Origin of the sequence: Bradyrhizobium sp. IC3123, assembly GCF_020193625.1 — a bacterium.
In the GTDB taxonomy this organism is placed as follows: Bacteria; Pseudomonadota; Alphaproteobacteria; order Rhizobiales; family Xanthobacteraceae; genus Bradyrhizobium; species Bradyrhizobium yuanmingense.
On the sequence record NZ_JADYVF010000002.1, the window covers coordinates 577,689 to 600,324 of the forward strand.

26 protein-coding genes and 1 tRNA gene are annotated in these 22,636 nt (G+C 64.4%); 9 read left to right on the forward strand and 18 right to left on the reverse strand.

The window, feature by feature from the left end; all coding sequences use genetic code 11:
• The first annotated feature begins 119 nt into the window (after positions 1-119).
• The gene (gene sugE, locus I6F20_RS08260) at positions 120-434 is read left to right on the forward strand and encodes a quaternary ammonium compound efflux SMR transporter SugE (RefSeq protein WP_036000830.1); all 315 of its coding nucleotides are present in this window, start codon (positions 120-122) and stop codon (positions 432-434) included.
• Here sugE and I6F20_RS08265 read toward each other — a convergent pair.
• The 7 genes from I6F20_RS08265 to I6F20_RS08295 all read right to left on the reverse strand — a co-directional run bounded on the left by I6F20_RS08265 (position 427) and on the right by I6F20_RS08295 (position 6,926).
• Entirely contained in the window at positions 427-1,431 is a 1,005-nt protein-coding gene (locus I6F20_RS08265) for an inorganic phosphate transporter (RefSeq protein ID WP_036022657.1), read from the reverse strand. The two genes, sugE and I6F20_RS08265, sit on opposite strands and share 8 nt — an antisense overlap.
• A gap of 12 nt (positions 1,432-1,443) precedes the next feature.
• Positions 1,444-2,088 carry a DUF47 domain-containing protein gene (locus tag I6F20_RS08270; RefSeq protein WP_036000836.1) on the reverse strand — a complete coding sequence of 215 codons (645 nt, stop codon included), beginning with the start codon at positions 2,086-2,088 and terminating at the stop codon, positions 1,444-1,446.
• 156 nt (positions 2,089-2,244) lie between these two features.
• The gene (locus I6F20_RS08275; protein WP_036022655.1) at positions 2,245-3,213 is read right to left on the reverse strand and encodes a branched-chain amino acid ABC transporter permease; all 969 of its coding nucleotides are present in this window, start codon (positions 3,211-3,213) and stop codon (positions 2,245-2,247) included.
• A gap of 1 nt (position 3,214) precedes the next feature.
• Complete coding sequence (locus tag I6F20_RS08280; protein WP_036000843.1) at positions 3,215-4,078, reverse strand: branched-chain amino acid ABC transporter permease; 864 nt, start codon at positions 4,076-4,078, stop codon at positions 3,215-3,217.
• 76 nt (positions 4,079-4,154) lie between these two features.
• A complete protein-coding gene (locus I6F20_RS08285) occupies positions 4,155-5,375 on the reverse strand; it encodes an ABC transporter substrate-binding protein (protein ID WP_225125722.1) in 1,221 nt (406 codons plus the stop codon).
• A gap of 56 nt (positions 5,376-5,431) precedes the next feature.
• Positions 5,432-6,178, reverse strand: a complete 747-nt coding sequence (locus I6F20_RS08290; protein ID WP_036022650.1) for an ABC transporter ATP-binding protein — start codon at positions 6,176-6,178, stop codon at positions 5,432-5,434.
• Entirely contained in the window at positions 6,171-6,926 is a 756-nt protein-coding gene (locus tag I6F20_RS08295) for an ABC transporter ATP-binding protein (protein ID WP_018317619.1), read from the reverse strand. Before I6F20_RS08295 ends, I6F20_RS08290 begins: the two co-directional genes overlap by 8 nt.
• A gap of 340 nt (positions 6,927-7,266) precedes the next feature.
• Here I6F20_RS08295 and I6F20_RS08300 point away from each other — a divergent pair, with 340 nt between their 5' ends.
• Complete coding sequence (locus I6F20_RS08300) at positions 7,267-7,914, forward strand: hypothetical protein (protein ID WP_167361655.1); 648 nt, start codon at positions 7,267-7,269, stop codon at positions 7,912-7,914.
• Positions 7,915-7,917: 3 nt separating this feature from the next.
• Here I6F20_RS08300 and I6F20_RS08305 read toward each other — a convergent pair whose 3' ends face one another.
• Positions 7,918-8,277 (reverse strand): ArsC family reductase, encoded by a 360-nt coding sequence (locus tag I6F20_RS08305; protein WP_225125723.1) that lies wholly within the window; start codon positions 8,275-8,277, stop codon positions 7,918-7,920.
• Positions 8,278-8,382: 105 nt separating this feature from the next.
• On the opposite strand from I6F20_RS08305, the gene I6F20_RS08310 reads away from it, so the two are divergent.
• A complete protein-coding gene (locus I6F20_RS08310) occupies positions 8,383-8,754 on the forward strand; it encodes a tRNA-binding protein (RefSeq protein WP_057028941.1) in 372 nt (123 codons plus the stop codon).
• 68 nt (positions 8,755-8,822) lie between these two features.
• On the opposite strand, the gene I6F20_RS08315 is transcribed toward I6F20_RS08310, so the two are convergent.
• Both I6F20_RS08315 and I6F20_RS08320 read right to left on the reverse strand, forming a co-directional pair.
• Positions 8,823-9,527 (reverse strand): glutathione S-transferase family protein, encoded by a 705-nt coding sequence (locus tag I6F20_RS08315; protein ID WP_225125725.1) that lies wholly within the window; start codon positions 9,525-9,527, stop codon positions 8,823-8,825.
• A 78-nt stretch (positions 9,528-9,605) separates the two neighbouring features.
• A complete protein-coding gene (locus tag I6F20_RS08320) occupies positions 9,606-9,752 on the reverse strand; it encodes a hypothetical protein (RefSeq protein ID WP_225124203.1) in 147 nt (48 codons plus the stop codon).
• A gap of 164 nt (positions 9,753-9,916) precedes the next feature.
• Between I6F20_RS08320 and I6F20_RS08325 the strand changes: the two genes are divergently transcribed.
• Positions 9,917-10,123, forward strand: coding sequence for a hypothetical protein (locus tag I6F20_RS08325; protein ID WP_225124204.1), 207 nt, complete (start codon positions 9,917-9,919; stop codon positions 10,121-10,123).
• Between the two features lie 6 nt (positions 10,124-10,129).
• On the opposite strand, the gene I6F20_RS08330 is transcribed toward I6F20_RS08325, so the two are convergent.
• Complete coding sequence (locus tag I6F20_RS08330) at positions 10,130-10,801, reverse strand: DUF429 domain-containing protein (protein WP_036034151.1); 672 nt, start codon at positions 10,799-10,801, stop codon at positions 10,130-10,132.
• A gap of 941 nt (positions 10,802-11,742) precedes the next feature.
• On the opposite strand from I6F20_RS08330, the gene I6F20_RS08335 reads away from it, so the two are divergent.
• The 3 genes from I6F20_RS08335 to I6F20_RS08345 all read left to right on the forward strand — a co-directional run bounded on the left by I6F20_RS08335 (position 11,743) and on the right by I6F20_RS08345 (position 14,782).
• Positions 11,743-11,898, forward strand: a tRNA-Arg gene (locus I6F20_RS08335).
• 106 nt (positions 11,899-12,004) lie between these two features.
• Entirely contained in the window at positions 12,005-13,330 is a 1,326-nt protein-coding gene (locus tag I6F20_RS08340) for a vWA domain-containing protein (RefSeq protein WP_225125727.1), read from the forward strand.
• A gap of 111 nt (positions 13,331-13,441) precedes the next feature.
• On the forward strand, positions 13,442-14,782 hold the full coding sequence (locus I6F20_RS08345; protein ID WP_036022627.1) for an RtcB family protein: 1,341 nt from the start codon (positions 13,442-13,444) through the stop codon (positions 14,780-14,782).
• Between the two features lie 74 nt (positions 14,783-14,856).
• Here the strand turns inward: I6F20_RS08345 and I6F20_RS08350 are convergent, their stop codons facing one another.
• The 6 genes from I6F20_RS08350 to I6F20_RS08375 all read right to left on the reverse strand — a co-directional run bounded on the left by I6F20_RS08350 (position 14,857) and on the right by I6F20_RS08375 (position 19,849).
• Positions 14,857-15,378, reverse strand: coding sequence for an RNA polymerase sigma factor (locus I6F20_RS08350; protein ID WP_225125729.1), 522 nt, complete (start codon positions 15,376-15,378; stop codon positions 14,857-14,859).
• On the reverse strand, positions 15,375-15,584 hold the full coding sequence (locus I6F20_RS08355; protein WP_036000902.1) for a YgaP family membrane protein: 210 nt from the start codon (positions 15,582-15,584) through the stop codon (positions 15,375-15,377). The genes I6F20_RS08350 and I6F20_RS08355 overlap by 4 nt, the downstream gene beginning before the upstream one ends.
• Before the next feature lie 95 nt (positions 15,585-15,679).
• Positions 15,680-16,864, reverse strand: a complete 1,185-nt coding sequence (locus I6F20_RS08360) for a serine hydrolase domain-containing protein (RefSeq protein ID WP_225125731.1) — start codon at positions 16,862-16,864, stop codon at positions 15,680-15,682.
• Between the two features lie 71 nt (positions 16,865-16,935).
• Complete coding sequence (locus tag I6F20_RS08365) at positions 16,936-17,628, reverse strand: GNAT family N-acetyltransferase (RefSeq protein ID WP_225125732.1); 693 nt, start codon at positions 17,626-17,628, stop codon at positions 16,936-16,938.
• A gap of 4 nt (positions 17,629-17,632) precedes the next feature.
• Positions 17,633-17,980 carry a Lin0512 family protein gene (locus I6F20_RS08370; RefSeq protein WP_225125733.1) on the reverse strand — a complete coding sequence of 116 codons (348 nt, stop codon included), beginning with the start codon at positions 17,978-17,980 and terminating at the stop codon, positions 17,633-17,635.
• Between the two features lie 213 nt (positions 17,981-18,193).
• Positions 18,194-19,849, reverse strand: a complete 1,656-nt coding sequence (locus I6F20_RS08375) for an acetolactate synthase large subunit (protein ID WP_225125734.1) — start codon at positions 19,847-19,849, stop codon at positions 18,194-18,196.
• A gap of 162 nt (positions 19,850-20,011) precedes the next feature.
• Here I6F20_RS08375 and I6F20_RS08380 point away from each other — a divergent pair, with 162 nt between their 5' ends.
• Together I6F20_RS08380 and I6F20_RS08385 are read left to right on the forward strand one after the other, a co-directional pair.
• Entirely contained in the window at positions 20,012-20,884 is an 873-nt protein-coding gene (locus I6F20_RS08380; protein WP_225112235.1) for a bifunctional helix-turn-helix transcriptional regulator/GNAT family N-acetyltransferase, read from the forward strand.
• A gap of 55 nt (positions 20,885-20,939) precedes the next feature.
• Complete coding sequence (locus I6F20_RS08385) at positions 20,940-21,326, forward strand: ester cyclase (protein ID WP_109144036.1); 387 nt, start codon at positions 20,940-20,942, stop codon at positions 21,324-21,326.
• A 21-nt stretch (positions 21,327-21,347) separates the two neighbouring features.
• Here the strand turns inward: I6F20_RS08385 and I6F20_RS08390 are convergent, their stop codons facing one another.
• Positions 21,348-22,568, reverse strand: coding sequence for an MFS transporter (locus I6F20_RS08390; RefSeq protein WP_225125735.1), 1,221 nt, complete (start codon positions 22,566-22,568; stop codon positions 21,348-21,350).
• Positions 22,569-22,636: the final 68 nt, after the last annotated feature.

Genomic DNA, 22,636 nt, shown 5'->3' on the forward strand with positions numbered 1-22,636 from the left:
CTCATTTGGTGATTGCGGAGACTTCCGGCCAGCCCCATATCCCCCTTTTGGGAGGACGACCTCCCTGCCCATCAGCACACCAGCCGCGGGGACGACCCTGCCTTGAATGGAGGGTCGTCATGGCCTGGAGCATCCTGTTCGTCGCCGGTCTCCTCGAGATCACCTGGGCCATCGGCCTGAAATACACCGAGGGCTTTAGCAAGCTTGTCCCGTCCGCGGTCACGCTCGCGGCCATGGCCGGCAGCGTCATCCTGCTCGGATTTGCGCTCAAATCCCTGCCCGTCGGAACCGCCTATGCGGTCTGGACCGGCATCGGCGCGGTCGGCACCGCGACGCTCGGCATGGTTCTGTTCGGCGAGCCGGCGACGGCCTTCCGCCTCGCCAGCATCGGCCTGATCGTCGCCGGCATCGTCGGACTGAAGCTCGTCACTTGACGAGCTGGACCACCCACCAGGTCAGCGCGGCCACGATGCCTGAGGCCGGGATCGTGATCACCCAGGCATAGACGATCGAGCTTGCGACGTTCCAGCGCACGGCCGAGACGCGGCGGGCGGCACCGACGCCGACGATGGCGCCGGTGATGGTGTGGGTGGTCGAGACAGGAACCCCGAGGTAGGTCGCCATGAACAGAGTCACCGCGCCCCCGGTCTCGGCGCAAAAGCCCTGCATCGGGGTCAATTTCGTGATGCGCAGGCCCATGGTGCGGACGATGCGCCAGCCGCCCATCAGCGTGCCCAGCGCCATCGCCGCCTGGCACGACAGCACCACCCAGAACGGCACCGAGAACTCGCTGCCGAGATGGCCCTGCGAATAGAGCAACACCGCGATGATGCCCATGGTCTTCTGCGCGTCGTTGCCGCCATGGCCGAGCGAATAGAGCGAAGCGGAGACGAATTGCAGGATGCGGAAGGCGCGGTCGACCGCGAACGGCGTCGAGCGCACCGAGGCCCAGGACACGATCGCAACCAGCGCCATTGCGAGCAGGAAGCCAACCAGCGGCGACAGCACGATCGCCAGCACGGTCTTGGACAGGCCGCTCCACACCGCGGCCGAAATACCGGCCTTGGCCAAGCCGCCGCCGACGAGCCCGCCGATCAGCGCGTGCGACGACGACGATGGAATGCCGAGCGCCCAGGTCACGAGGTTCCAGACGATGGCGCCGACGAGGGCTGCGAAGATCACCTGGGCGTCGACGACCGCAGGATCGATGATGCCGGTGCCGATGGTCTGGGCGACGTGCAGCCCGAACACCAGGAAGGCGATGAAATTGAAGAACGCGGCCCAGAACACCGCGAATTGCGGTCGCAGCACGCGGGTCGAAACGATGGTCGCGATCGAATTGGCGGCGTCGTGCAGGCCGTTCAGGAAATCGAACAGCAGCGCGACGGCGATCAGGCCGACCAGGACGGGAAAAGCCAACGCAGCATCCACGGCGGCCCTGCCCTACACTTGCTCGATGACGATGCTGTTGATCTCGTTGGCGACGTCGTCGAAGCGGTCGGCCACCTTCTCGAGATGGTCGTAGATCTCGACCCCTACGATGAAATCCATCGCATTGCCGTCGCGATGCTTGAGGAACAGCTCCTTCAGGCCGATGTCGTGGAGATCGTCGACACGGCCCTCGAGCTTGCCGAGCTCCTCGGTGATCGCGGTCAGCATGGCGACGTTCTTGCCGATCTCCTGCATCAGCGGCAGCGCACGGCCGACCAGATTGGCGCATTCGATCAAGAGTCCGCCGATCTCGCGCATCGGCGGCTCGAAACTGCGCACCTCGAACAGCATCACGGCCTTGGCCGTCTGCTGCATCTGGTCGATGGCATCGTCCAGCGACGTGATCAGGTTCTTGATGTCGCCGCGGTCGAACGGGGTGATGAAGGTGCGGCGCACCGCCGTCAGCACCTCGCGGGTGATATTGTCGGCGTCGTTCTCGAACTGGTTGACGCGCTGGCAATAGACCGGCGTCTCCTCGCCCCCGTTGAGCATGCCCTGGAGCGCGACCGCGCCCTGGATCACGGTCTGGGCATGGCGGTCGAACAGGTCGAAGAACCGCTCTTCCCTGGGCAGGAACGCACGAAACCATCGCATCATGGGGGTAGGCTACCGGTTGGAAATGGTCAGGCCCGTGAGGGCTGTCATAAAACTGTCATAGACCATTTTCGATCCGCGCGCGTGTCGCCTCACGCCCGCGGAGCCGGGTCATCCACCGCTTTCATGCATCAATGAAACTGATGCAATATCAGTTACTTAGAGCGAACGTCGGAAGTAATGCGCGATTTCGCCGACGACGCCGCGGCGGAAGGTGAGCACGCAGACCACGAAGATCGCGCCTTGGATCACCGTCACCCACTGGCCGAAGCCGGCCAGATATTGCTGCATGGCGATGATCACGAAGGCGCCGACCACGGGACCGAAAACGGTGCCGAGCCCGCCGACCAGCGTCATCAGCACGACCTCGCCCGACATCGTCCAGTGCACGTCGGTGAGCGAAGCGTTCTGCGCCACGAACACCTTCAGCGCACCGGCAAGGCCGGCGAGCGTCCCCGACAGCACGAAGGCCAGGAACTTGTATTGGTCGGTGCGGTAGCCGAGCGAGATCGCGCGCTGCTCGTTCTCGCGGATCGACTTCAGCACCTCGCCGAACGGCGAGTTGATGATGCGGAAGATCAGGAGGAAGCCGGCGAGGAAGCCGACCAGCACGACATAGTACAGCACCGTCGGCTTGGACAGATCGAGCACGCCGAACATGCGTCCCTGTGGGATGCCCTGGATGCCGTCCTCACCATGGGTGAACGGGGCCTGGAGATAGATGAAGTACAGGAGCTGCGACAGCGCCAGCGTGATCATCGAGAAATAGATGCCCTGGCGTCGGATCGAGATGTAGCCGGTGACGATCGAGAGCACGAACGCCGCGGCGACGCCGACGAGAATGCCGAGCTCGGGCGGCAGCGCCCAGACCTTCAGCGCATGCGCGCTGCAATAGCCGGCCGTGCCTAAGAACATCGCGTGGCCGAACGACAGCAAGCCGCCATAGCCGACCAGCAGATTGAAGGCGCAGGCGAGCAGCGCAAAGCACAGCGCCTGCATCACGAAGAACGGATAGACGCCCGTGAACGGCACCGCTGCGAGCAGCAGCGCCATCACTGCGAATACAATCATCTCGTCGCGCATTGCGCGCGGGGTCACAGGAAGCGTGTCGTCCGTCAGGGTTGTCATCTCAGGCCGCCCTTCCCGTCAATCCCGTCGGCTTCACCAGCAGCACCAGCACCATCAGCACGAACACGACGGTGTTGGAGGCCTCGGGGTAGAAATACTTGGTCAGGCCTTCGATCACGCCGAGCGCAAAGCCGGTGATGATGGAGCCCATGATCGAGCCCATGCCGCCGATCACCACCACCGCGAACACGACGATGATGAGGTCGGCACCCATCAGCGGCCGCACCTGGTTGATCGGCGCCGAGAGCACGCCGGCAAGCGCGGCAAGGCCGACGCCGAGACCGTAAGTGAGCGTGATCATGCGCGGCACGTTGATGCCGAAGGCACGCACCAAGGTCGGATTTTCGGTCGCGGCGCGCAGGTAGGCGCCGAGCTGCGTCTTCTCGATCAGGAACCAGGTCGCAAGGCACACCGCCAGTGAGAACACGACGACCCAGCCGCGGTAGATCGGCAGGAACATGAAGCCGAGATTCATGCCGCCCCTGAGCTGGTCGGGGATGGCGTAAGGCAGGCCCGAGGAGCCGAAATAGTTCTGGAACACGCCCTGCACGATCAGCGCGATGCCGAAGGTCAGGAGCAGACCGTAGAGATGATCGAGCCCGGTCAGCCATTGCAGCATGGTCCGTTCCAGGATCATGCCGAAGATGCCGACGATGATCGGCGCCAGCAGCAGCGCCCACCAATAGTTGATGCCGCCGAGGTTCAACAGGAAATAGGCGACGAAGGCGCCCATCATGTAGAGCGCGCCATGGGCGAAATTGATGATGTTGAGCATGCCGAAGATGACGGCAAGCCCGAGACTGAGCAGCGCGTAGAACGAGCCGTTGATCAGTCCCACCAGTAGCTGAGCGTAGAGAGCCTGCATCGATCCCGCACCCGGTCCCTTCTATTCCTCAACAACAGGCCGGCACCGCTGCGGCGCCGGCCCGCATCGTTCACCGTTACTTCTTCACCAGCGGACAGGCGCTTTCCGACAGCGGCCGGAAGGCCAGGTCGCCGGGGGTCGTGCCGATCAGCTTGTAGTAATCCCAGGGCGCCTTGGATTCCTCGGGCTTCTTGACCTCGAACAGATAGGCCGGATGCAGCTTGCGACCGTCCGCACGGATCGTTCCCTTGCCGAACAACGCATCGTCGGTCGGCATCTCCTTCATCTTGGCGACCACCTTGGCCCCGTCATGCGGATTGCCGCCCATCGCCTCCAGCGCCTTGAAGTAATGCAGCAGGCCCGAATAGACCCCGGCCTGCACCATCGAGGGCATCGCCTTGTTCTTCATCCGCTCGGAGAAGCGTTTGGAGAAGGCGCGCGTGCCGTCGTTCATGTCCCAATAGAAGGTCTCGGTGAAGTTCAAGCCCTGCGCCACCTTCAGACCGAGCGAGTGCACGTCGGTGATGAAGAGCAGCAGACCCGCAAGCTTCTGGCCGCCCGAGACGATGCCGAACTCGGACGCCTGCTTGATGGTGTTGGTGGTGTCGCCGCCGGCATTCGCCATGCCGATGATCTTGGCTTTGGAGGCCTGCGCCTGAAGCAGGAAGGACGAGAAGTCAGCGGTATTCAGGGGATGCTTGACGTTGCCGATCACCTTGCCGCCCGACTTCACCACCACCGCGGCGGTGTCGCGCTCGAGGGCATGGCCAAAGGCGTAGTCCGCGGTGAGAAAATACCAGGTGTCGCCGCCCGCCTTCACCAGCGCCTGCCCGGTACTGTTGGCCAGCATATAGGTATCATAGACCCAGTGGACCGTATTCGGAGAGCATTGCGCGTTGGTGAGATCCGACGTCGCCGCACCTGTGTTGATCAGGATGGAATTCTTCTCTTTGACGATATTGTTCACCGCCAGCGCAACGCCGGAGTTCAGGACATCCATGAAGATGTCGACCTTCTCGACGTCGATCCATTGCCGAGCAATCGTGGAGCCGATGTCGGGCTTGTTCTGATGGTCGGCGGAGATCAGGTCGAGCTTCCAGCCCTTGGCAGCGAGCCCGGAATCCTCGATCGCCATCTGTGCGGCGACGGTCGAGCCGGCGCCACCGAGATCGGCATAAAGTCCTGAATTGTCGGTCAGCACGCCGATTTTGATGTTCTTGTCCTGCGCGACCGCGCCGCCTGCCGCGCCGAGCGCCAGGGCCGTCCCGAGCAACATTGCCGAAATGCTGTGCTTCATAATCCGACCTCCCAATATTCCTTTGATAGTTACTCTCGATCGTCCGGCCTGCTCGGCTACACACCGAGATAGGTGTGGAGCTTGTCCATGTTGGCGGCAAGCTCCGAATTGGAAAACCCGTCAATGATCTTGCCGTGCTCGACTACGTAATAGCGGTCGGCGACGGTGGAAGCGAAGCGGAAGTTCTGCTCGACCAGAAGGATCGTGAAGCCCTCCTTCTTGAGCCGCGCAATGGTATGGCCGATCTGCTGGATGATGACGGGTGCAAGACCCTCGGTCGGCTCGTCCAGCATCAGAAAGCTCGCGCCGGTGCGTAGGATGCGCGCGATCGCCAGCATCTGCTGCTCGCCGCCCGACAGCTTGGTGCCCTGGCTGTTCAGCCGCTCCTTCAGGTTCGGGAACAGCTCGAAGATCTGGTCGAGCGGCAAACCGCCTTCGCGGACAACCGGCGGCAGCATCAAATTCTCGCGGACGTCGAGGCTGGAGAATATGCCCCGCTCTTCCGGACAGAAGGCGACGCCCATGCGCGCGATCTTGTCGGAGGTCGCGCGGATGATCTCCTGGTTGTTGAACTTCACCGAGCCGGTGCGCTTGCCGATGATGCCCATGATCGACTTCAGCGTCGTCGTCTTGCCGGCGCCGTTGCGCCCGAGCAGGGTGACGACCTCGCCCGCGTTCACGTCGAAGTTGATCCCGTGCAGGATGTGAGACTCGCCGTACCAGGCTTCCAAGTTGCGGACTTGCAAGATGTTCCCGCCAGTCGCAGCCCTGGCCGGAGCCTCGGCGATCGCTGTATCAGGCATGACCGGCTCCCAGGTAAGCTTCCTTGACGCGCTCGTCCTTGGTGAGCTCGGAGTAGTGGCCTTGCGCGAGCACCTGCCCGCGCGTCAGCACGGTGATGATATCGGAGAGGTTGGCCACGACGCTTAAGTTATGCTCGACCATCAGGATGGTGTATTTCGCGGAGATGCGCTTGATCAGCGCCGCGATCTTGTCGATGTCCTCGTGGCCCATGCCGGCCATCGGCTCGTCGAGCAGCATCATCTCCGGGTCGAGCGCCAGCGTGGTCGCAATCTCAAGTGCACGCTTGCGCCCATAGGGCATCTCGACCGCCGGCGTGTTGGCAAACTCGTTGAGGCCGACATCGTTCAACAGCTCGCGCGCGCGGTCGTTGAAGCGGTTGAGCACCGACTTCGAGCGCCAGAAATCGAACGAAGAGCCATGCTGGCGCTGCAGCGCGACACGGACGTTCTCGAGCGCGGTGAGATGGGGAAACACCGCCGAAATCTGGAACGAACGGACCAGCCCCATGCGGGCCACATCCGCCGGCGCCATCGCGGTGATGTCCTGCCCTTTGTACAGGATTTTCCCGGCCGACGGCTTGAGGAACTTGGTCAGAAGATTGAAGCAGGTCGTCTTGCCGGCCCCGTTCGGGCCGATCAACGCATGAATGCTCCCACGGCGAACCTTGAGCGCAACGTCGCGGACGGCGAAGAAGCCCGCGAACTCCTTGGTCAAGCCTTCCGTTTCGAGAATGAACTCATCGGCCAAACAGTTTTCCCCCTGCCCGCGCGCGGCGCGTGGCTGTCCTTGTTGCTTCGGCTGTCCGGAGGACTTGCAGCCCACCGGGGCGCCGCCTCCGGGCGCGGAATATGCCGGAGGTGACGGGGGTTAGGCAAGGCGGAAAGCTGAGCAGGTCAGGCCTCCGGCCGGGGTACAAATGCTCCCTTAGTCGCAGAGGTCGATGTCGTGCCTGCCCGGCCTTTCCGGTTCGCAAGGCACCGGCCATCAAGCCGTCGTTAACGGTCTTTCGTCTCCCGCGCCAGCCTTCATCGAAAATTTTCCCGCAAGCCCGATCATCCCAGGGTTTTCACGCGCGGAGAATATTGTCTTGGATTTTGCAAGCGCCGCTCCCTCCGTCGTCAAGTCGATCCGCCAGCGTGATCTCCTCAACACGTGGCTGCGACTTTATGCGCGCCAGCAGATCGCTCCCGCGATCTGGGAGTATCAGCCCGCGCGGCTCGAGGAGGAGCTGTCGGATCTCATCTATTATACGGTGGAGCTTTCGACGCCGACGCCGCGTCTGGTCATCCAGAGCGAAGGCACGCGCATCTCGCGCGCCTATGGGCATACCGGCAAGGGCGTTTCGCTCGATGATTACGTCGGGCCGCGGCTCGCACCATACGTGATGCCGATCTATCATGAATGCGTCGCGCGCGGCCTTCCGATCTACAGCGTTGCCGACGTCGACGACGCCTATGGCCGAATCGTCGCGTATGAGCGGCTGCTGCTGCCGTTCCTGACCGACGGCAGGGTCAGCCACGTCATCGCGTCAGTAAAGACCTTCTGCGAGGACGGCGGCTTCGAGATCAAGAATCTGATGCGCGGAAATGACGCGCTGCCGCGCCCGAAGCTGCGGGCCGTGATCGATCGCGAGCTGTTTCATCGCGCCCCCGGCCGCATCGCACCCGCCGATCCGGTCGAGTTCTCGGACCAGCCGGGCCGCGCCATCTCCAACGAGATCATTGAGCTGAACTAGCCGTCAGCGCGCCTTGCCGCCGACCTCCTTGGCATAGATACCCGGCTTGAAGCCGACCAACAGCTTGCCGCCGATTTCGAGCACCGGCCGCTTGATCATCGATGGTTGCGCTAGCATCAAGGCCAGCGCCTTCTTCTCGGTGAGGCCTTCCTTGTCGGAGTCGGGCAGCTTCTTGAAGGTCGTCCCGGCGCGATTGAGCAGGGTCTCCCAACCGACCTTGTCGCTCCACTGCTTCAGCCTGTCCTTCTCGACACCCGCCGCCTTGTAGTCGTGAAACGCGTAAGCCACGCCATGGCCATCGAGCCAGGCGCGGGCCTTCTTCATGGTGTCGCAGTTCTTGATGCCGTAGATGATGGTGGGCAAGACGGTCCTCGCGCATGGCGTAGCGGTGATGTGCGTGGCGTTGTACGAAACTCCGCGTCGCGCGACAATGTCGCGAGACGCGTCACCCCACCGAACGGACATCCCATGCACGTCACCCACGATCCCGCAGCGGCGGCCGCACCGACCATCGACTTCGACACATTCCTCGCGGTCGACGTCCGTGTCGGCACCATCGTCGACGCCAAACCGTTTCCGGAAGCGCGCAAGCCGGCCTGGCGGCTGTGGATCGATTTCGGCCCCGCCATCGGCGTGCGCAAGAGCTCGGCCCAGATCACCGAAAACCACCCGCTTGAAAGTCTCGTGGGCCAACAGGTCGCGGCCGTCGTCAATTTCCCGCCGCGCCAGATCGGCCCGGTCGTCTCCGAGGTGCTGACGCTCGGCTTCCCCGATGCCGACGGCAAGGTGGTGCTGGTGCAGCCGAGCAAGCCGGTGCCGAACGGCGGACGGCTGTTCTAGAGCATGATCCGGAAAAGTGTGTAGCGGTTTTCCGAAAAGATCATGCTCAAACACTAACCTAAAGCGACTTAGGGCCGCTGCGGAATGTTCAATCCGCGCTGCACCGCGGGGCGCGCAAGCCCGCGCTCGAGCCAGGCGCCGACCGCCTTGAACTGACTGAACTCGACGAGATCGCCGGCGCCATAGAAGCCAATGAGATTGCGCACCCAGCCGAGCATGGAGATGTCGGCGATGGTGTAGTCGTCATCCATGAACCATTGCCGGCCGGCGAGATGCACCTCCATCACGCCGAGCAGGCGCTTGGCTTCGGCGACGTAGCGGTCGCGAGGCCGCTTGTCCTCGTAATCCTTACCGGCGAATTTGTGGAAGAAGCCGACCTGGCCGAACATCGGCCCGACGCCGCCCATCTGGAAGTGCAGCCATTGCAGGGTTTGATAACGCCGCGCGGCATCCTGCGGCAGCAGCTTGCCGGTCTTCTCCGCGAGATATTGCAGGATCGCCCCGGACTCGAACAACGGCAGCGGCCTGCCGCCTGGGCCGTTCGGATCGAGGATCGCCGGGATCTTGCCGTTCGGATTGAGCGAGATGAATTCGGCCGTCTTCTGATCGTCCTTGCCGAAATCAACCAGGTGAACCTCGTAAGGAAGCCCGATCTCCTCCAGCATGATCGAGACCTTGACGCCGTTCGGCGTCGGCAACGAATAGAGCTGGAGCAGTTCGGGGTGCTTGGCGGGCCAACGTTTGGTGATGGGGAAGACGGACAGATCGGACATCGGGATCCTGGGCGCATGGACTGAGGCGTGCTCAATCTAGGCAAGATACCGCACCGCGCAAGTGACTTCCGGCTGTGCTTAGGGCGGCAGCGTCGCCATCGTTACGAACGGGGGCAATGCGTCACGCTGCAGCCGAGACTCGATGAATCGTTGACCCGTCACCAACAGCAGGGCCGTAAAGGCGATCGCGAGCATCGCGGTCGCCAATTGGCACACGTCGTACATGGTATTATGTCCCTCACAGCCTCTGGCGTAGAACGTCGGCTCAGGCGCTATGTTCCGAGGCGGCACTAGAATGTTGCCGTTTTTTCCCGATCCTACAGCGAAGCGATCGTGCTGTTCCGGCGGCTTGCGCGGGGACCAATGGTCCCCTCGCGCGTTGTCACGCGATGAACATCGAGAAGCGCGCCCTGCTCGACCACGCTGAACGCTGTCGCCGCGTCGCGAACGATCTCGCGCACAGCAAAGCCGCGCAGCGGTTGCGGACGATGGCCGACGAGTATGAAGCGAGAGCAACGAGGCTGGACGACGACAGCGGCAGCGCGCATCCAGGTCACAGCAGCCGCGTGCACCTCGAAGGCGACGTCGAGGGCTGATCGCCTTCAGAAGTTGATCTCCATCCGTAGTCCGCGCGGATCGATCCTGCCGTCACCAACGGATTGCGTGCTGTCGCGCGCTGCGACAGCGCAGGCACAGGCGTCGATGAGATCGTCGCGACCGATCCCGGTGCCGTGGCGAAGCGTGAGCCATCTCTTGACCTCAGTGAAGCCGCGGCCTCTCAAAAGCGCGATACGCTGCTCGCGGCCCCGCGGCGAGGTCTTCGGTTCGAGCCGCACGCGTCCTGCCAGATTCCAGAAGATCAATTCCGGATGCGCTTCGCCGATCGTCGCCTGCCGCGCCGGCGTCATGGCCTCGTCGACCTCCCTCATCTTGTCCCTGATATTCCAGAGCTGCGCCGACACGCCCCTGCCCTCGCCTTCGTGCTTCCAGTAATGGCGATTGGCCGCCGCCATGTCGTGGAACGCCCAGAGGTCGCGGCGCGCGCCGAGAAACACGGATGGGCCGATCAGTTCGCGTGCGCGCAAATCGCAGGCGCGGTAGCCGCTCGCGTTCAGTCCGATCGGCATGTCGATCATCGCGCGGGCGTGCGGGATTGCGAGCAGACGCATCAGGCTTGGCGAATAATCGAAGCCTTGATCGCCGCGCTCGTCAATCCACGCTGCGACCCAGCCGAAGCGAAATCCGTCGAGCCCCAGATAGTTTTTGCAAGTCATGCGTCCGTCAATTTCAGTTTCCTCGCGCGTCTCGCTTGACATCCGCAAGTTGCGGGCGTATGTCCCGCGCCCTCGCAAGCACTTCCGTTTGCGACAGACACCATGAACCGAGCGATGTCGTACCGCTACGAAAGAATTATCCGCATACCGAATAGCCCAAAGCTGTTCGATTGCGCATGCCCGGCTCATGGGAGCGATCTTGCCTGACCGCGAGATCGACAGTCCGCTTCTCACGGACCCTCCCGAGCCTGCCGCTCCGGAGGGTTTTTTGTTGCCCGCCGCGCGGCTCCACCGAACATCCCGGCAATGGCCGGAACGAGAGACCCGGATCTCGGGGCTCGCGCTGGAGAGGCGCGTGCCCAAATGCGCGGGGCCTGCCGGAGGGAACGAGGCGATGAGCCGGACACCGATGGCAGAGCGAACCCAGTGGGTTCGCAATGTGCGGCGCGTCGACAGCGCCGCGATCGAATTTTTGTAACTCGGTTTGCCGTGAGGGATCGCGGCTCAACCGACGCTGGTGGTGAAGATGTCGGATACTTCTCCACACGGCACAGCGGGTATGCCTCCCGCCTTTGACACACGCACCGGGATGCGGCCTCGGAAAAGGCTTGCACGCGGCCCGGCGCAGGATCTGTCCGTTGGGGACAGAGACTGTGTTGTTGTCACTGAAAGCCGATATCGCCCGTTCCCCAGCCTACCCATCAATGGCCGATGCGAAAGCACCGGCCTGGCGGTGGTGAAGATGTCTGTTACTTCGTGGTAAAGGCGTGAAAGCGCCGAGCAGGTTCGAACCCTGCGCGCCGAAAGGCGGATCGCCCGCAAGGGCAGCAACAGCATCGATCGTTCCCCGCCAACCCATCACGATCCGTGGTGAAGATTTCTGTTACTTCGCCTGCAACGCGAGAGGTCGCGGGTTCGAATCCCGCCCGGTGTCCCATGCACCGGTAGCTCAGAGGATAGAGCGCTTTCCGGCGAGCTTCGGCTCGTCGGGTACAGCAATCGCCCGTTCCCGGATCGTGTCCCCTAGCCACCGCCGGTGGTGAAGAGCGCTGTTACTTCGGATCGCAATGTCGAAGGTTCGACTCCTTCCGGACGAAAGTCCGTAGCTCAGCGGTAGAGCATGTGACTTGCCCGCAAGGGCAGTACAGCCTCGCCTGTTCCCCGGCACCGTTTCCATCCCCATCAACCCAAGAGGAGGCCATCATGGTCAGGCTCAACAAGATCGTTCGCGCCTTCACGCGGGAGGGCGCACGCGCAATTCGCTTCACGCCCGAGATGGAGCTGAAGCGCGCGCTGATGAACTGCCTCCTGTGGGAGGACCAGTTCTACGAGGATGGCGTCGCCATCGCCGACCGCATCAAGGCCCTCGTGCCCAAGGTCGCGCCCGCGCGCGTCGCGCAGCTTGCGATCGAGGCGCGCGAGGTGATGAAGCTGCGGCACGCACCGCTCCTCGTCATCCGCGAGATGGCGCGGAACGAGAAGCACCGCACCCTCGTTGCCCACACGCTCGCCCAGGTGATCCAGCGTCCCCACGAGATGACGGAGCTGCTCGCGATCTACTGGGCGGATGCGCTGGGGCCGATGCAGCAGCGCAAGCGCCAGCCGGTCTCGGCACAGGTGAAGAAGGGTCTTGCCCGCGCGCTGACCAAGTTCGACGCCTATCAGCTCGCCAAGTGGGACCGCGACGGCGCGGTGCGGATCAGGGACGTTCTGTTCCTGGTGCACGCCAAGCCGAAAGACGCCGATCAGGCGAAGGTGTGGAAGCAGCTCGTCGATGGCGAGCTCGCCTCCCCCGACACCTGGGAGGTTTCGCTCTCGGCCGGCAAGAACAAGCGCGAGACCTTCGAGCGGCTGATCGCCGAGCGAAAGCTCGGCGGCCTGGCGCTACTGCGCAATCTGCGCCTGATGCAGAACGCGCAGGTCCCGCGCGAGATCATCGCAGGCGCGATCGAGGCGATGCGGACGGATCGTATCCTGCCCTATCGCTTCATCACGGCGGCACGCTATGCGCCGGACTTCGAGCCCGAGCTCGAGGCCGCGATGCTCAAGTCAATCAAGGACCATGTGCGGCTTCCGGGCCGCACCCGGCTCCTGATCGACGTGTCCGGCTCGATGTTCGCAACGCTCTCCGCGCAGTCGGAAATGACGCGCGCGGAGGCGGCGTGTGGCCTTGCCATTCTCGCCCGCGAGATCTGCGACGAGGTCGAGATCTTCACCTTCTCCAACGAGGTCGTGAAGGTCCCTCCCCGCCGCGGTTTCGCGCTGCGGGATGCGATCATCAACTCGCAGCCGCATGGCGGAACCTATCTCGGCAATGCGGTGACGGAGATCGACTGCAAGGGCGATCGCCTCATCGTCTTCACCGACGAGCAGAGCCACGACCAGGTGCCCGAGCCGAGGGCGCGCGGCACCATGGTCAACGTGGCCTCGTATCAGCACGGCGTCGGTCACGGCGCCTGGACCCGCGTCAACGGCTTCTCCGAGGCCGTGGTCGCGTGGATCGCGGCGTCCGAGACGGCGTTGAACTGACGCGCAACAACAATGGCCCCGGACGCGAGATGCGCCCGGGGCCAGCGAAATCTCTGAAATGATCCGCCCGCCCCCGTTATGGTGCGCGCGGAATGACAAGGATCTACGACCATGCGACGACCCGATCCCTACATGGAACGCGCCCGCGAGCTCTGCCTCGCCGCCGGTGTCGACCCCGACTCGCGCGTCGGCGAAGGACGCGGCCAGCCGGCCTGGTGCCTGTACAAGGACGCCGCGCGCAAGGAGCATCTTGCCCGCGAGGCCAATGCGACCGCGAGCTCGATTGCCGCGTTCCGGACGCAGGACGCCCGTTTCCAGAATGCGCCGCTGAAGGTGTTCGGCCCGCATGAGGAGGCGACGATCGCGCAGATGCGCAATTGCATGGCCATCGGCAATGTCGTCTCCGGCGTGATCTGCGCCGACGGCCATCTCGGCTATGCGCAGCCGGTCGGCGGGGTGATCGCCTATGAGAAGCAGATCAGCATCTCCGGCGTCGGCTTCGACATTGGCTGCGGCAACATGGCGGCTCGGCTCGACACGCGCTTCGACGACATCGCGGGGATCGCTCCCACGATCATCCGCGACGTCGCCAAGGTGATCTCGTTCGGCGTCGGACGTGCCAACGCGGAACGGGCCGAGCACGACCTGTTCGACGACGGCGAGGCCTGGCGCGAAAGCGACATGGAGGACTACCGTCAGAAGGCGGTGAAGCAGCTCGGCACGGTCGGATCGGGCAACCACTATGTCGACCTCATGCGCGACGAGGAAGGCTTCGTCTGGATCGGCGTCCACTTCGGCAGCCGCGGTCTCGGGCACACCTCCGCGACGCGCTACCTCAAGGCCGCCGGCGGCAAGGACGGCATGAACGTCCCGCCCGCCGTCGTCGACGAGGACAGCGAGCTCGGCCGCCGCTACATCGCGGCGATGCAGCTCGCCGGGCGCTATGCCTATGCGGGCCGCGAATGGGTCGTCGAGCGCGTCCGCCAGATCATCGGCGGCAGCGTGACCGAGAGCGTGCACAACCACCACAATTATGCCTGGCGTGAGACCCACGACGGCAAGGATCTGTGGGTGGTGCGCAAGGGCGCGACGCCGGCGTTTCCCGGCCAGAAGGGGTTCGTCGGCGGCTCGATGGGCGACGACGCCGTCATCCTCGAAGGCGTCGACAGCCCGGAAGCCAAGGCCTCGCTCTACTCGACCGTGCACGGCGCCGGCCGCCTGTTCGGACGACGTGAGGCGAAGCGGCGCTTCTCGCGCGAGGAGATGGACCGTTGGCTGAACGAGCGCGGCGTCACCTTGATCGGTGCCGACCTCGACGAGAGCCCGATGGCCTATCGCCGCCTGCCGGACGTGCTGGCCCAGCACGCCGGCACCGTGCGCGTGCTGCACACGCTGCGGCCATTCGCCGTCGCCATGGCCGGCGAAGGCGAGTTCGATCCGTGGAAGGACTAAAGCGAAACCGTGGGCGGGAGGCGACGTCTCCCGCCCACGTCACTCCGTTTTTTTCCTTTGAATCTGGTTGTCTCTCATCTCGTCAGATATTCGCGCATCAAGGCGCGGGCGCGATGCAGCCGCGCCTTCACGGTCTGCCTGGTCGCGCCGAGCGCGGCGGCAATCTCATCGATCGTCATCTCCTTGACGTCGCGCATCAGCGCGACATCGCGATAGTGCGGCGGCAGGGCCTCGAACGCCGCGGCGACGTCGAGCCGCAGATCGGCCTCAGGGCGCAACAGCAGTGCGGCCTCCGCCTCGCCCTGATCGACTGCCGGTACAACGCCGGCCCGGCGCGCGAGCCGCAGGCATTCGCGCCGGACCACGCTGAACAGCCAGGCCGACAACTCCAGCAGCGAACGGATCGTGCCGACGTGGCGGAACAGGATCCACAGCGCCTCCTGCGTCGCATCCTCGGCGTCCGCCGAGCTGCGGCAGGTCGCGCGCGCATAGCGACGAATATCCGGCTGCGTCGTCTCGAGCAGACGCGCAATCGCCTCGGCATCGCCGAGCCGCGCGGCCTCGAACAGGTTTGGCGAGATCGCCGCCGCGCTCACGACATCCCTCCCTTGCCGATGCCTGCCATCGCGCACATCGGGCAATAACCGACGAAACCGGTCAGCGCGAAGCCGGCGCCACCGAGCGCGACCAGCCATGCTGTCGCGCCGGCAAGATAAACGAACGCCGCAGCCGCCACCGCAATCCCCAGGACGACCCGCACCACCTGATGCAGTCCGCCGATGTTCTTCCGATAGAATCCCATCACATCCTCCGATATGGGCCGAGACCGATTGCCTCGACCAACAAGAGGACGCGATGGCCAAGAAGGATTCGCGCTGACGGAAGATTTTTTTGCGATCAGGCTCCGACCGCCTGATAGGCCAGGCGCTTGAACTCGAAGAAGAACGGATTCCAGAAGCCCATATAGCGCTGGGCCATCAGCACGCCCGCCGTATTGGCTTCCGGACAGATCCACCAATGGGTCCCGGCCAGGCCGCCCCATTGGAATTCACCGGTCGAGTTCGGCGGATCGAACGGTGTCGGCGCGAAGGTGACGGCGCCGCCGAGGCCAAAGCCCTTGCCGGGAATCGGGCCGAGATTGGCAAAGCGGATGGTCTGGCCTGCGGGCAGCTGGTTCGTCATCATCTGCCGCAGCGTTTCCGGCTTCAGCAACGCATCGGACCCGGGCAGCAGCGCACACACCAGCGCGAGCATGTCTGGCAAGGTCGAGACCAGACCGCCGCCGCCCGAGAGCCGCGGCAGCGGCCGCCGATAGGCTTGCGGGTAAGGCAGATGGTCGGCCCGCGTGAGGCCGGGCTTCATGGGGTCGAGCACGTCGGCGCCGTTGTAGAGCGCGACCAGCCTGCCCTGCTGTGTCTCGGGGACATAAAAGCCGGTGTCGGTCATGCCGAGGGAATCGAAGATGCGCGCCTTCAGGAAGGCGTCGAGCGGCTGGCCCGAGACGACCTCGACCACACGGCCGAGCACGTCGGTCGCCACGGAATATTCCCAGGCCGTGCCAGGGTGATAGGACAGCGGCAGGTCGGCGAGCCTGTCGATCATGTCGCTGAGCGGCGTTAGCGGATTGAGCACGCGCGCCTCGTTGTAAGCCTTGAACAGCACCGTGCCGGGATCGAAGATACCGTAGCTGAGACCGGAGGTGTGGGTCAGGAGCTGGCGGATCGTGATCGGACTCTTCGCCGGCTCGACATCGGCAAGGCTCGAAGCGCCCTGCTTCAGCACCTTGCGATTGCCGAGCTGCGGCAGGAATTTTTCGACTGCGTCATCGAGCCCGATGCCGCCTTGCTCGACCAGCAGCATGATCGCGCAGGTGACGAAGATCTTGGTGTTGGAGAACGCGCGGAAGATGTGGTCGGGCCGCAATGCGGTGTTGGCCTCTCGGTCGGCAAAGCCCACGCATTGCTGATCGACCACCTCGCGGCCGCGCAGCACGGCCCAGGATACGCCGGGAATGATCTCCTGATCGACGTAGCGCTGCATCGCCGTCCGTACGGCGGAAAAATCAGTCGTTCTGGCGTCCATGTGCTCCCCCCCGATTTGTGGTTGGAATCGATATAGCGCGATTTCTCAGGATATGAAGCCCACGGTGCAGCTCATCCCTGCTTCATCAGCACGGTGACCTGCAGCCGGCGCCGAATCCGCATGCCCTGCCGCTGGTACAGCGCGATGGCAGACGTATTGCTCGCGAACACGTGCAGGAACGGAATTTCGCCGCGCGCCTCGATCTGGCGCGCGATGGCGGCGAGCAACGCCTGTGCGTAACCGCGACCGCGATGATCGGGATGCACGCAGACCGCCGTCATCTCGGTGAAATTGCCCGGCTTCATCCGCTCGCCGGCCATGGCGACCAGCTCGCCGCGTGCACGGATGCCGAGGAATGTGCCGAGCTCGTGCGTCCGCGCCGCAAACGGCCCGGGCTTGGTCAGCTCGGTCAGCGCCATCATGGCGGGAACGTCAGTCGCGCCGAGGCGGACGATCTCGGCATCGCGCAGCGAAGTGTCGGCGGGCGAGCCGATCAACTGCTCGCCGGGCTCCGCGAGCAGCACCTTGAAGCTGGCGGGAATTTCGACGGGCTCGGGCGTGAACAGCACCGCGACTTGCGAGCCCGACATGAGATCGCCGAGCGCCGCAAAACTTGCCGCGGACATGTCCGCCATATCGGCAAACGGCGTCATGTCCACGGGATAGCGCAGAGCCCGCGGGCCGCCCTCGGCCAGATGCTTCTGGCTCGTCGTCAACGCGCTCCAGATCGGGCGATCCAGCAGCGCCTCATCGCTCGCGGACATCGGCCTAATCCTTGTCGAAGCTGACGATGACGGCGGCATTGGCGATCAGGATGGGATCGTTGGCCACTTCCGTGGCCGAGGGGATCTCCAGCCCGCCCTTGACCGCGGTGACGGTCACGGTGCCGTAAGGCAGCTCCTTGGCGACGGCTTCCTTGTCGACGGCTTCTGGATTCGGCACGCCGATCGTGACGTCCACGTACATGTCGTTCGCGGTCTTGCCGATCATCCGGAAGAAGCCGAGGCTGGAATGCCTGATGGCATCGGAGACCGCGCGCTTGGCCGCCTTGGTGGCGTCCCTGCCGTGGACGTCGACGCCCATGCCCATCTCGGTGACACAACGAACGCGAGGCATGCTTTATTCCTGTGGCTGGTTGGGTAGTGGAGAGTTTCGACGATCGGCACGCCCAACACAAGTGTGGTTGTCATGTTGAACCGAGACGTGCGCCACAGGCTCCGTCATTGCGAGCGCAGCGAAGCAATCCAGAATCTTTCCGCGGTGACAGTCTGGATTGTTTCGTCGCAAGGGCTCCTCGCAATGACGAACGGTGAGAGCGTCGCACAAAATTCACGCCTTCGCCTTCTCGTGCGCCCGCAGCTCGTCGACCAGCACCCGTACGTTCTCCGAATAATCGATCGGGACCACGACCAGATGCACGCCGCCTTCCCTGAAGGCGGCATCGAGCGTCGTGCCGAAGCTGTCGATGCTTTCGATTCGATGACCCTTGGCGCCATAAGCCTTGGCGTATAGTGCAAAATCCGGATTGCCAAACGTCATGCCGTAATCGGCAAAGCGGTCGACGGCCTGCTTCCAGCGGATCATGCCGTAGGCCTTGTCCTCCAGCACCAGCACGACCAGGTTGAGCTTGAGGCGGACCGCCGTCTCTATCTCCTGGCTGTTCATCATGAAGCCGCCGTCGCCGGCAACCGCAAGCACGCGGCGGTCGGGATAGAGCATCGCGGCCATCATCGCCGACGGCAGGCCGGCGCCCATGGTCGCCAGCGCATTGTCGAGCAGCAGCGTGTTGGCGACGCGGGTGCGGTAGTTGCGCGCAAACCAGATCTTGTACATGCCGTTGTCGAGGGCGACGATGCCGTTCTCCGGAATCACCTGGCGGATGTCGTGCACGATGCGCTGCGGCGTGGGCGGCCAGCGCGCTTCGGTGGCGCGGTCGGCGATGTGCTTCAGTATCTCTTCGCGCAGCGGCAGCAGCGCCCCGGCCTGCGGCAGCTTGCCTTCGAGGCGATCCGCCAGCAGCTCCAGGCTCGGGCCGACGTCCCCTACGACCTCGGCATCGGGGAAATAGACCTGCTCGACGCTCGCCGGCGTGTAGCTGACGTGAATGACCTTCGGGCCCGAGGGCCCCATGATGAAGGGCGGTTTCTCGATCGGGTCGTGACCGATCGCAACGATCAGGTCGGCAGCGTCAATGGCATCATGCACATAGTCGCGCTCGGATAAGGCGGCAGTGCCCATGTAGAGATTGGTGCCGCCGGGCACGGTGCCCTTGCCCATCTGAGTCGTGAAGAACGGAATGCCGGTCCGCCGCACGAAGCTTGCGATGCCGTGTGTCGACCGCGGCCGGCTGGTCGCAGCGCCCATCATCACCAGCGGGCGCTTGGCGGCCATGATCATCTCGGCGGCGCGGTCGAGCGCGGCGCGATGGGCGACCGGGATTTCGATCGGATGGACCGGGATCACGGGGACCGCAGGCACCTCGTCCCCGGCAACGTCCTCGGGCAGTTCGAGATGCACCGGCCCGGGCCGCTCCTCCATCGCGACGCGAAAGGCGTCGCGCACCACGGTCGGGATGCTGGAGGCGCTGACGATCTGCCGCGAAAGTTTCGTGAGCGGCTTCATGGTCGCCACCACGTCCACGATCTGAAAGCGGGCCTGCCGGCTGCTCATGATCGGCTTTTGACCGGTGATCAGGATCATCGGCATGGCACCGAGATGCGCATAGGCGGCGCCCGTCGACAGGTTGAGAGCACCCGGGCCGAGCGTCGACAGACAAACGCCGGGCTTGCCGGTCAGCCGCCCGTGGGTGGCGGCCATGAAGGCCGCGGCCTGCTCGTGGCGGGTCAGGATCAGCTCGATCCTCGAAGCACGCAGCGATTCGACCAGATCGAGATTCTCTTCGCCGGGGATGCCGAAGATGCGGTCAACACCCTCATTCTCCAACGCCGCGACAAACAGGTCCGATCCCTTCGCTTTGCGTTCCATCCCGCCCAATGCCGCCTCCGCTCGTTGTGAATTCAGACTCCCCGAGCGGCCGCATGGTAACGGCTCGCGACACGGGAACAACTCACAAAGAGGCGCGCAACTGCAACTCGATCAGCTCTCGCTCGATTGACAAGCCGCGATATCTGACTAAAGTCAGATATCATGCTCGATCCCGTCTCCCGCGTTCGCCGCTTCAACCGCGCCGTCACCTCTGCGGTCGGAGCGCTCGATACGTCGTTTCTCGGGCGCGGCCGGCCGCTGGGTGCCGCGCGCGTGCTCAATGCGATCGGGCACGGGCGATCGGACGTGGCGGAGATCCGCGACTATCTCGGTCTCGATTCCGGGCTGATGAGCCGGCTGCTCCGCAGCCTCGAGGACGAGGGGCTGATCGAGACCGCCGCACGCGAGGACGATGCGCGGCGGCGCATGGCAACGCTCACACGGGCGGGCCGGCGCGAGTTCGCAGCCTACGAGGCGCTGTCCAACGCGCAGGCCGAAGGCCTCCTCGCGCAACATTCGCAACGCGAGGCGTTGCTGGCGGCGATGGACCTGATCGCCTCCGCGCTGACGCGCGAGCGCGTCGCGCTGGAGGAGACGGATCCGCGCTGCGAGCAAGCGCGCTACTGCCTCGGCGAGTACTATGCCGAGCTCGGCCGCCGCTTCAGCCAGGGCTTTGAGGTCTCGCTGTCACGCGACCCCGACGCCAAGGACATGCGCCGGCCGCGCGGCACATTCCTCGTTGCGATGTCGGACACGCTGCCGATCGGCTGCGTCGGCTTGAAGGGCACCGATCACGGCTACGCCGAGATCAAGCGGCTGTGGGTCGCGCCCGCCGCGCGCGGGCTGCGGCTCGGCCGCCGCCTGATGGATGCGGCCGAGAGCGCCGCGCGCGAGCTCGGCATCGCGCTGCTGCGGCTCGACACCAACAGCGCACTGCCCGAAGCCGGTCAGCTCTATCGCAGCACGGGCTGGCGCGAGATCCCGCGGTTCAACGACGATCCCTATCCGGACCTCTTCTTCGAAAAGCGCCTCTGACGCTGGACCGGTTCGCGGTCCTCGCGCGTTGGTCGAGGCCGTGGGAGCTTCGATAATGATGAGAGACGACCTCGCCGACATCTACCGCGCCTACATCGCTTGCCTGAATCGGCGGGATTGGCCGGCACTCGGACAATTCGTGCATGAGGAGGCCACCCACAACGCGCGGCCCCTTGGGCTTGCGGGCTATCGCGCGATGCTGGAACGGGATGTTCGGGAGATCCCCGATCTGCAGTTCCATATCGAGATGCTGATCTCCGATCCTCCCCGCATCGCCGCCCGATTGAAGTTTGACTGCACACCGGTCGGGACATTCGTTGGTCTTGCGGTCAACGGGCGGCGCGTGTCCTTCTGCGAAAACGTCTTCTACGAATTTCTCGACGGCAAGATCCGGCAGGTCTGGTCGGTGATCGACAAGGCCGCGATCGAGGCGCAGCTCTGACGCCACGCCTCGATCTCGAATTCACGCCGCCGCGGGCGCCACCTCGCCTTGCGGCTTTGCGAAGGGGCGGAACGTCATCGCCATCAGGAAGGCCCCTAAGCCCATCGCCCAGGAGGCGATGTAGAGCCAGGCATAGCTGGAGAAGGCATCGTAGATCAGGCCGCCGGCGAGCGGGCCGGTCGCCATGCCGAGGCTGCCTGCCATCGCCGTGCCGCCGATCACCGTGCCCATCATCTTGAGCGGGAAGTTCTCGCGGATCAGAACGGCATAGAGTGGCATAGTGCCGGCATAGATGAAGCCGAAGATCGCGCCGACCGCATAGAACGTCGTCAGCTGTTGCGCGAAGACATAGGCGAGCGCGCCGAAGGCCTGCAGCAGCAGGCCCGAGACCAGCACGCGCTTGGCGCCGAAGCGGTCGCCCATCAGGCCGAAGGCGATGCGCCCGCCGAGGCCGGCAAATCCCTCGATGCTGTAGATCGTCACCGCTGCGACCAGCGGGATGCCGCAACTCACGGCATAGCTGACGGTGTGGATGATCGGGCCGGAATGCGTCGCGCAGCAGAAGAAGTTGGTGGCGAGGAGGATCAGGAATTGCGGCGAGCGCAACGCCTCGCCCATCGACATCTCGTTTTGTCCGGCGGTTTCGCCGGCGGGCGCGGCCGGACCTTGCGCGAGCGCCGGCGGACGGCGCACCAGGAACGAGACTGGGATCATGATGGCGCCGACCACGAGCGCGATGATCTGCATCGAGGTGCGCCAGTCGTGGCCGGAGACGAGCCAGGCCGCCAGCGGCGACATCGTCATCGGCGCCATGCCCATGCCGGCGGAGACCAGCGACACGGCGAGGCCGCGATTGGTGTCGAACCAGCCCGTGACGGTCGCCATCATCGGCGCGAAGATCGCAGCGCAAGCGGCGCCGACCAACAGGCCGAAGACGATCTGGAATACGAGAAGCGAGGTGGCGTGGCTCGCCGCGAACAGGCTGAGCGTCAGCACGACCGATCCGGTCAACACCACCGGCAGCGGCCCGAACCGGTCGGACAGCGTGCCCCAGGCCATGCTGGTGAAGGCCATCGCCAGAAAGCCGATCGTCATCGCGCTGGAGATGCCGGTCACCGACCAGCCGGTGTCCTTGGTGATCGGCTGGAGGAATACCGGCAGCGAAAACATGCCGCCGATCGCGACGCAGCCGAGCACGCCGCCGGCGGCGACGATCACCCAGCGATAGTTGGACGAAGTCATTTCAGTCTCCCGTCAGGTCTGTCTCGCGTGAAAGACGAACGGGAACTGCGCCCGCCGACAGGCCGACG

What these genes read in the sequence shown, in the direction of transcription:
- I6F20_RS08380 (WP_225112235.1), top strand. Translation starts at nt 20,012, where the DNA reads ATGCTCGATCCCGTCTCCCGCGTTCGCCGCTTCAACCGCGCCGTCACC.
- I6F20_RS08390 (WP_225125735.1), bottom strand. Translation starts at nt 22,568, where the DNA reads ATGACTTCGTCCAACTATCGCTGGGTGATCGTCGCCGCCGGCGGCGTG.
- I6F20_RS08385 (WP_109144036.1), top strand. Translation starts at nt 20,940, where the DNA reads ATGATGAGAGACGACCTCGCCGACATCTACCGCGCCTACATCGCTTGC.
- I6F20_RS08325 (WP_225124204.1), top strand. Translation starts at nt 9,917, where the DNA reads ATGAACATCGAGAAGCGCGCCCTGCTCGACCACGCTGAACGCTGTCGC.
- I6F20_RS08340 (WP_225125727.1), top strand. Translation starts at nt 12,005, where the DNA reads ATGGTCAGGCTCAACAAGATCGTTCGCGCCTTCACGCGGGAGGGCGCA.
- I6F20_RS08330 (WP_036034151.1), bottom strand. Translation starts at nt 10,801, where the DNA reads ATGACTTGCAAAAACTATCTGGGGCTCGACGGATTTCGCTTCGGCTGG.
- I6F20_RS08355 (WP_036000902.1), bottom strand. Translation starts at nt 15,584, where the DNA reads ATGGGATTCTATCGGAAGAACATCGGCGGACTGCATCAGGTGGTGCGG.
- I6F20_RS08275 (WP_036022655.1), bottom strand. Translation starts at nt 3,213, where the DNA reads ATGACAACCCTGACGGACGACACGCTTCCTGTGACCCCGCGCGCAATG.
- I6F20_RS08280 (WP_036000843.1), bottom strand. Translation starts at nt 4,078, where the DNA reads ATGCAGGCTCTCTACGCTCAGCTACTGGTGGGACTGATCAACGGCTCG.
- I6F20_RS08365 (WP_225125732.1), bottom strand. Translation starts at nt 17,628, where the DNA reads ATGTCCGCGAGCGATGAGGCGCTGCTGGATCGCCCGATCTGGAGCGCG.
- I6F20_RS08370 (WP_225125733.1), bottom strand. Translation starts at nt 17,980, where the DNA reads ATGCCTCGCGTTCGTTGTGTCACCGAGATGGGCATGGGCGTCGACGTC.
- I6F20_RS08290 (WP_036022650.1), bottom strand. Translation starts at nt 6,178, where the DNA reads ATGCCTGATACAGCGATCGCCGAGGCTCCGGCCAGGGCTGCGACTGGC.
- I6F20_RS08360 (WP_225125731.1), bottom strand. Translation starts at nt 16,864, where the DNA reads ATGGACGCCAGAACGACTGATTTTTCCGCCGTACGGACGGCGATGCAG.
- I6F20_RS08285 (WP_225125722.1), bottom strand. Translation starts at nt 5,375, where the DNA reads ATGAAGCACAGCATTTCGGCAATGTTGCTCGGGACGGCCCTGGCGCTC.
- I6F20_RS08310 (WP_057028941.1), top strand. Translation starts at nt 8,383, where the DNA reads ATGCACGTCACCCACGATCCCGCAGCGGCGGCCGCACCGACCATCGAC.
- sugE (WP_036000830.1), top strand. Translation starts at nt 120, where the DNA reads ATGGCCTGGAGCATCCTGTTCGTCGCCGGTCTCCTCGAGATCACCTGG.
- I6F20_RS08315 (WP_225125725.1), bottom strand. Translation starts at nt 9,527, where the DNA reads ATGTCCGATCTGTCCGTCTTCCCCATCACCAAACGTTGGCCCGCCAAG.
- I6F20_RS08375 (WP_225125734.1), bottom strand. Translation starts at nt 19,849, where the DNA reads ATGGAACGCAAAGCGAAGGGATCGGACCTGTTTGTCGCGGCGTTGGAG.
- I6F20_RS08345 (WP_036022627.1), top strand. Translation starts at nt 13,442, where the DNA reads ATGCGACGACCCGATCCCTACATGGAACGCGCCCGCGAGCTCTGCCTC.
- I6F20_RS08320 (WP_225124203.1), bottom strand. Translation starts at nt 9,752, where the DNA reads ATGTACGACGTGTGCCAATTGGCGACCGCGATGCTCGCGATCGCCTTT.
- I6F20_RS08270 (WP_036000836.1), bottom strand. Translation starts at nt 2,088, where the DNA reads ATGATGCGATGGTTTCGTGCGTTCCTGCCCAGGGAAGAGCGGTTCTTC.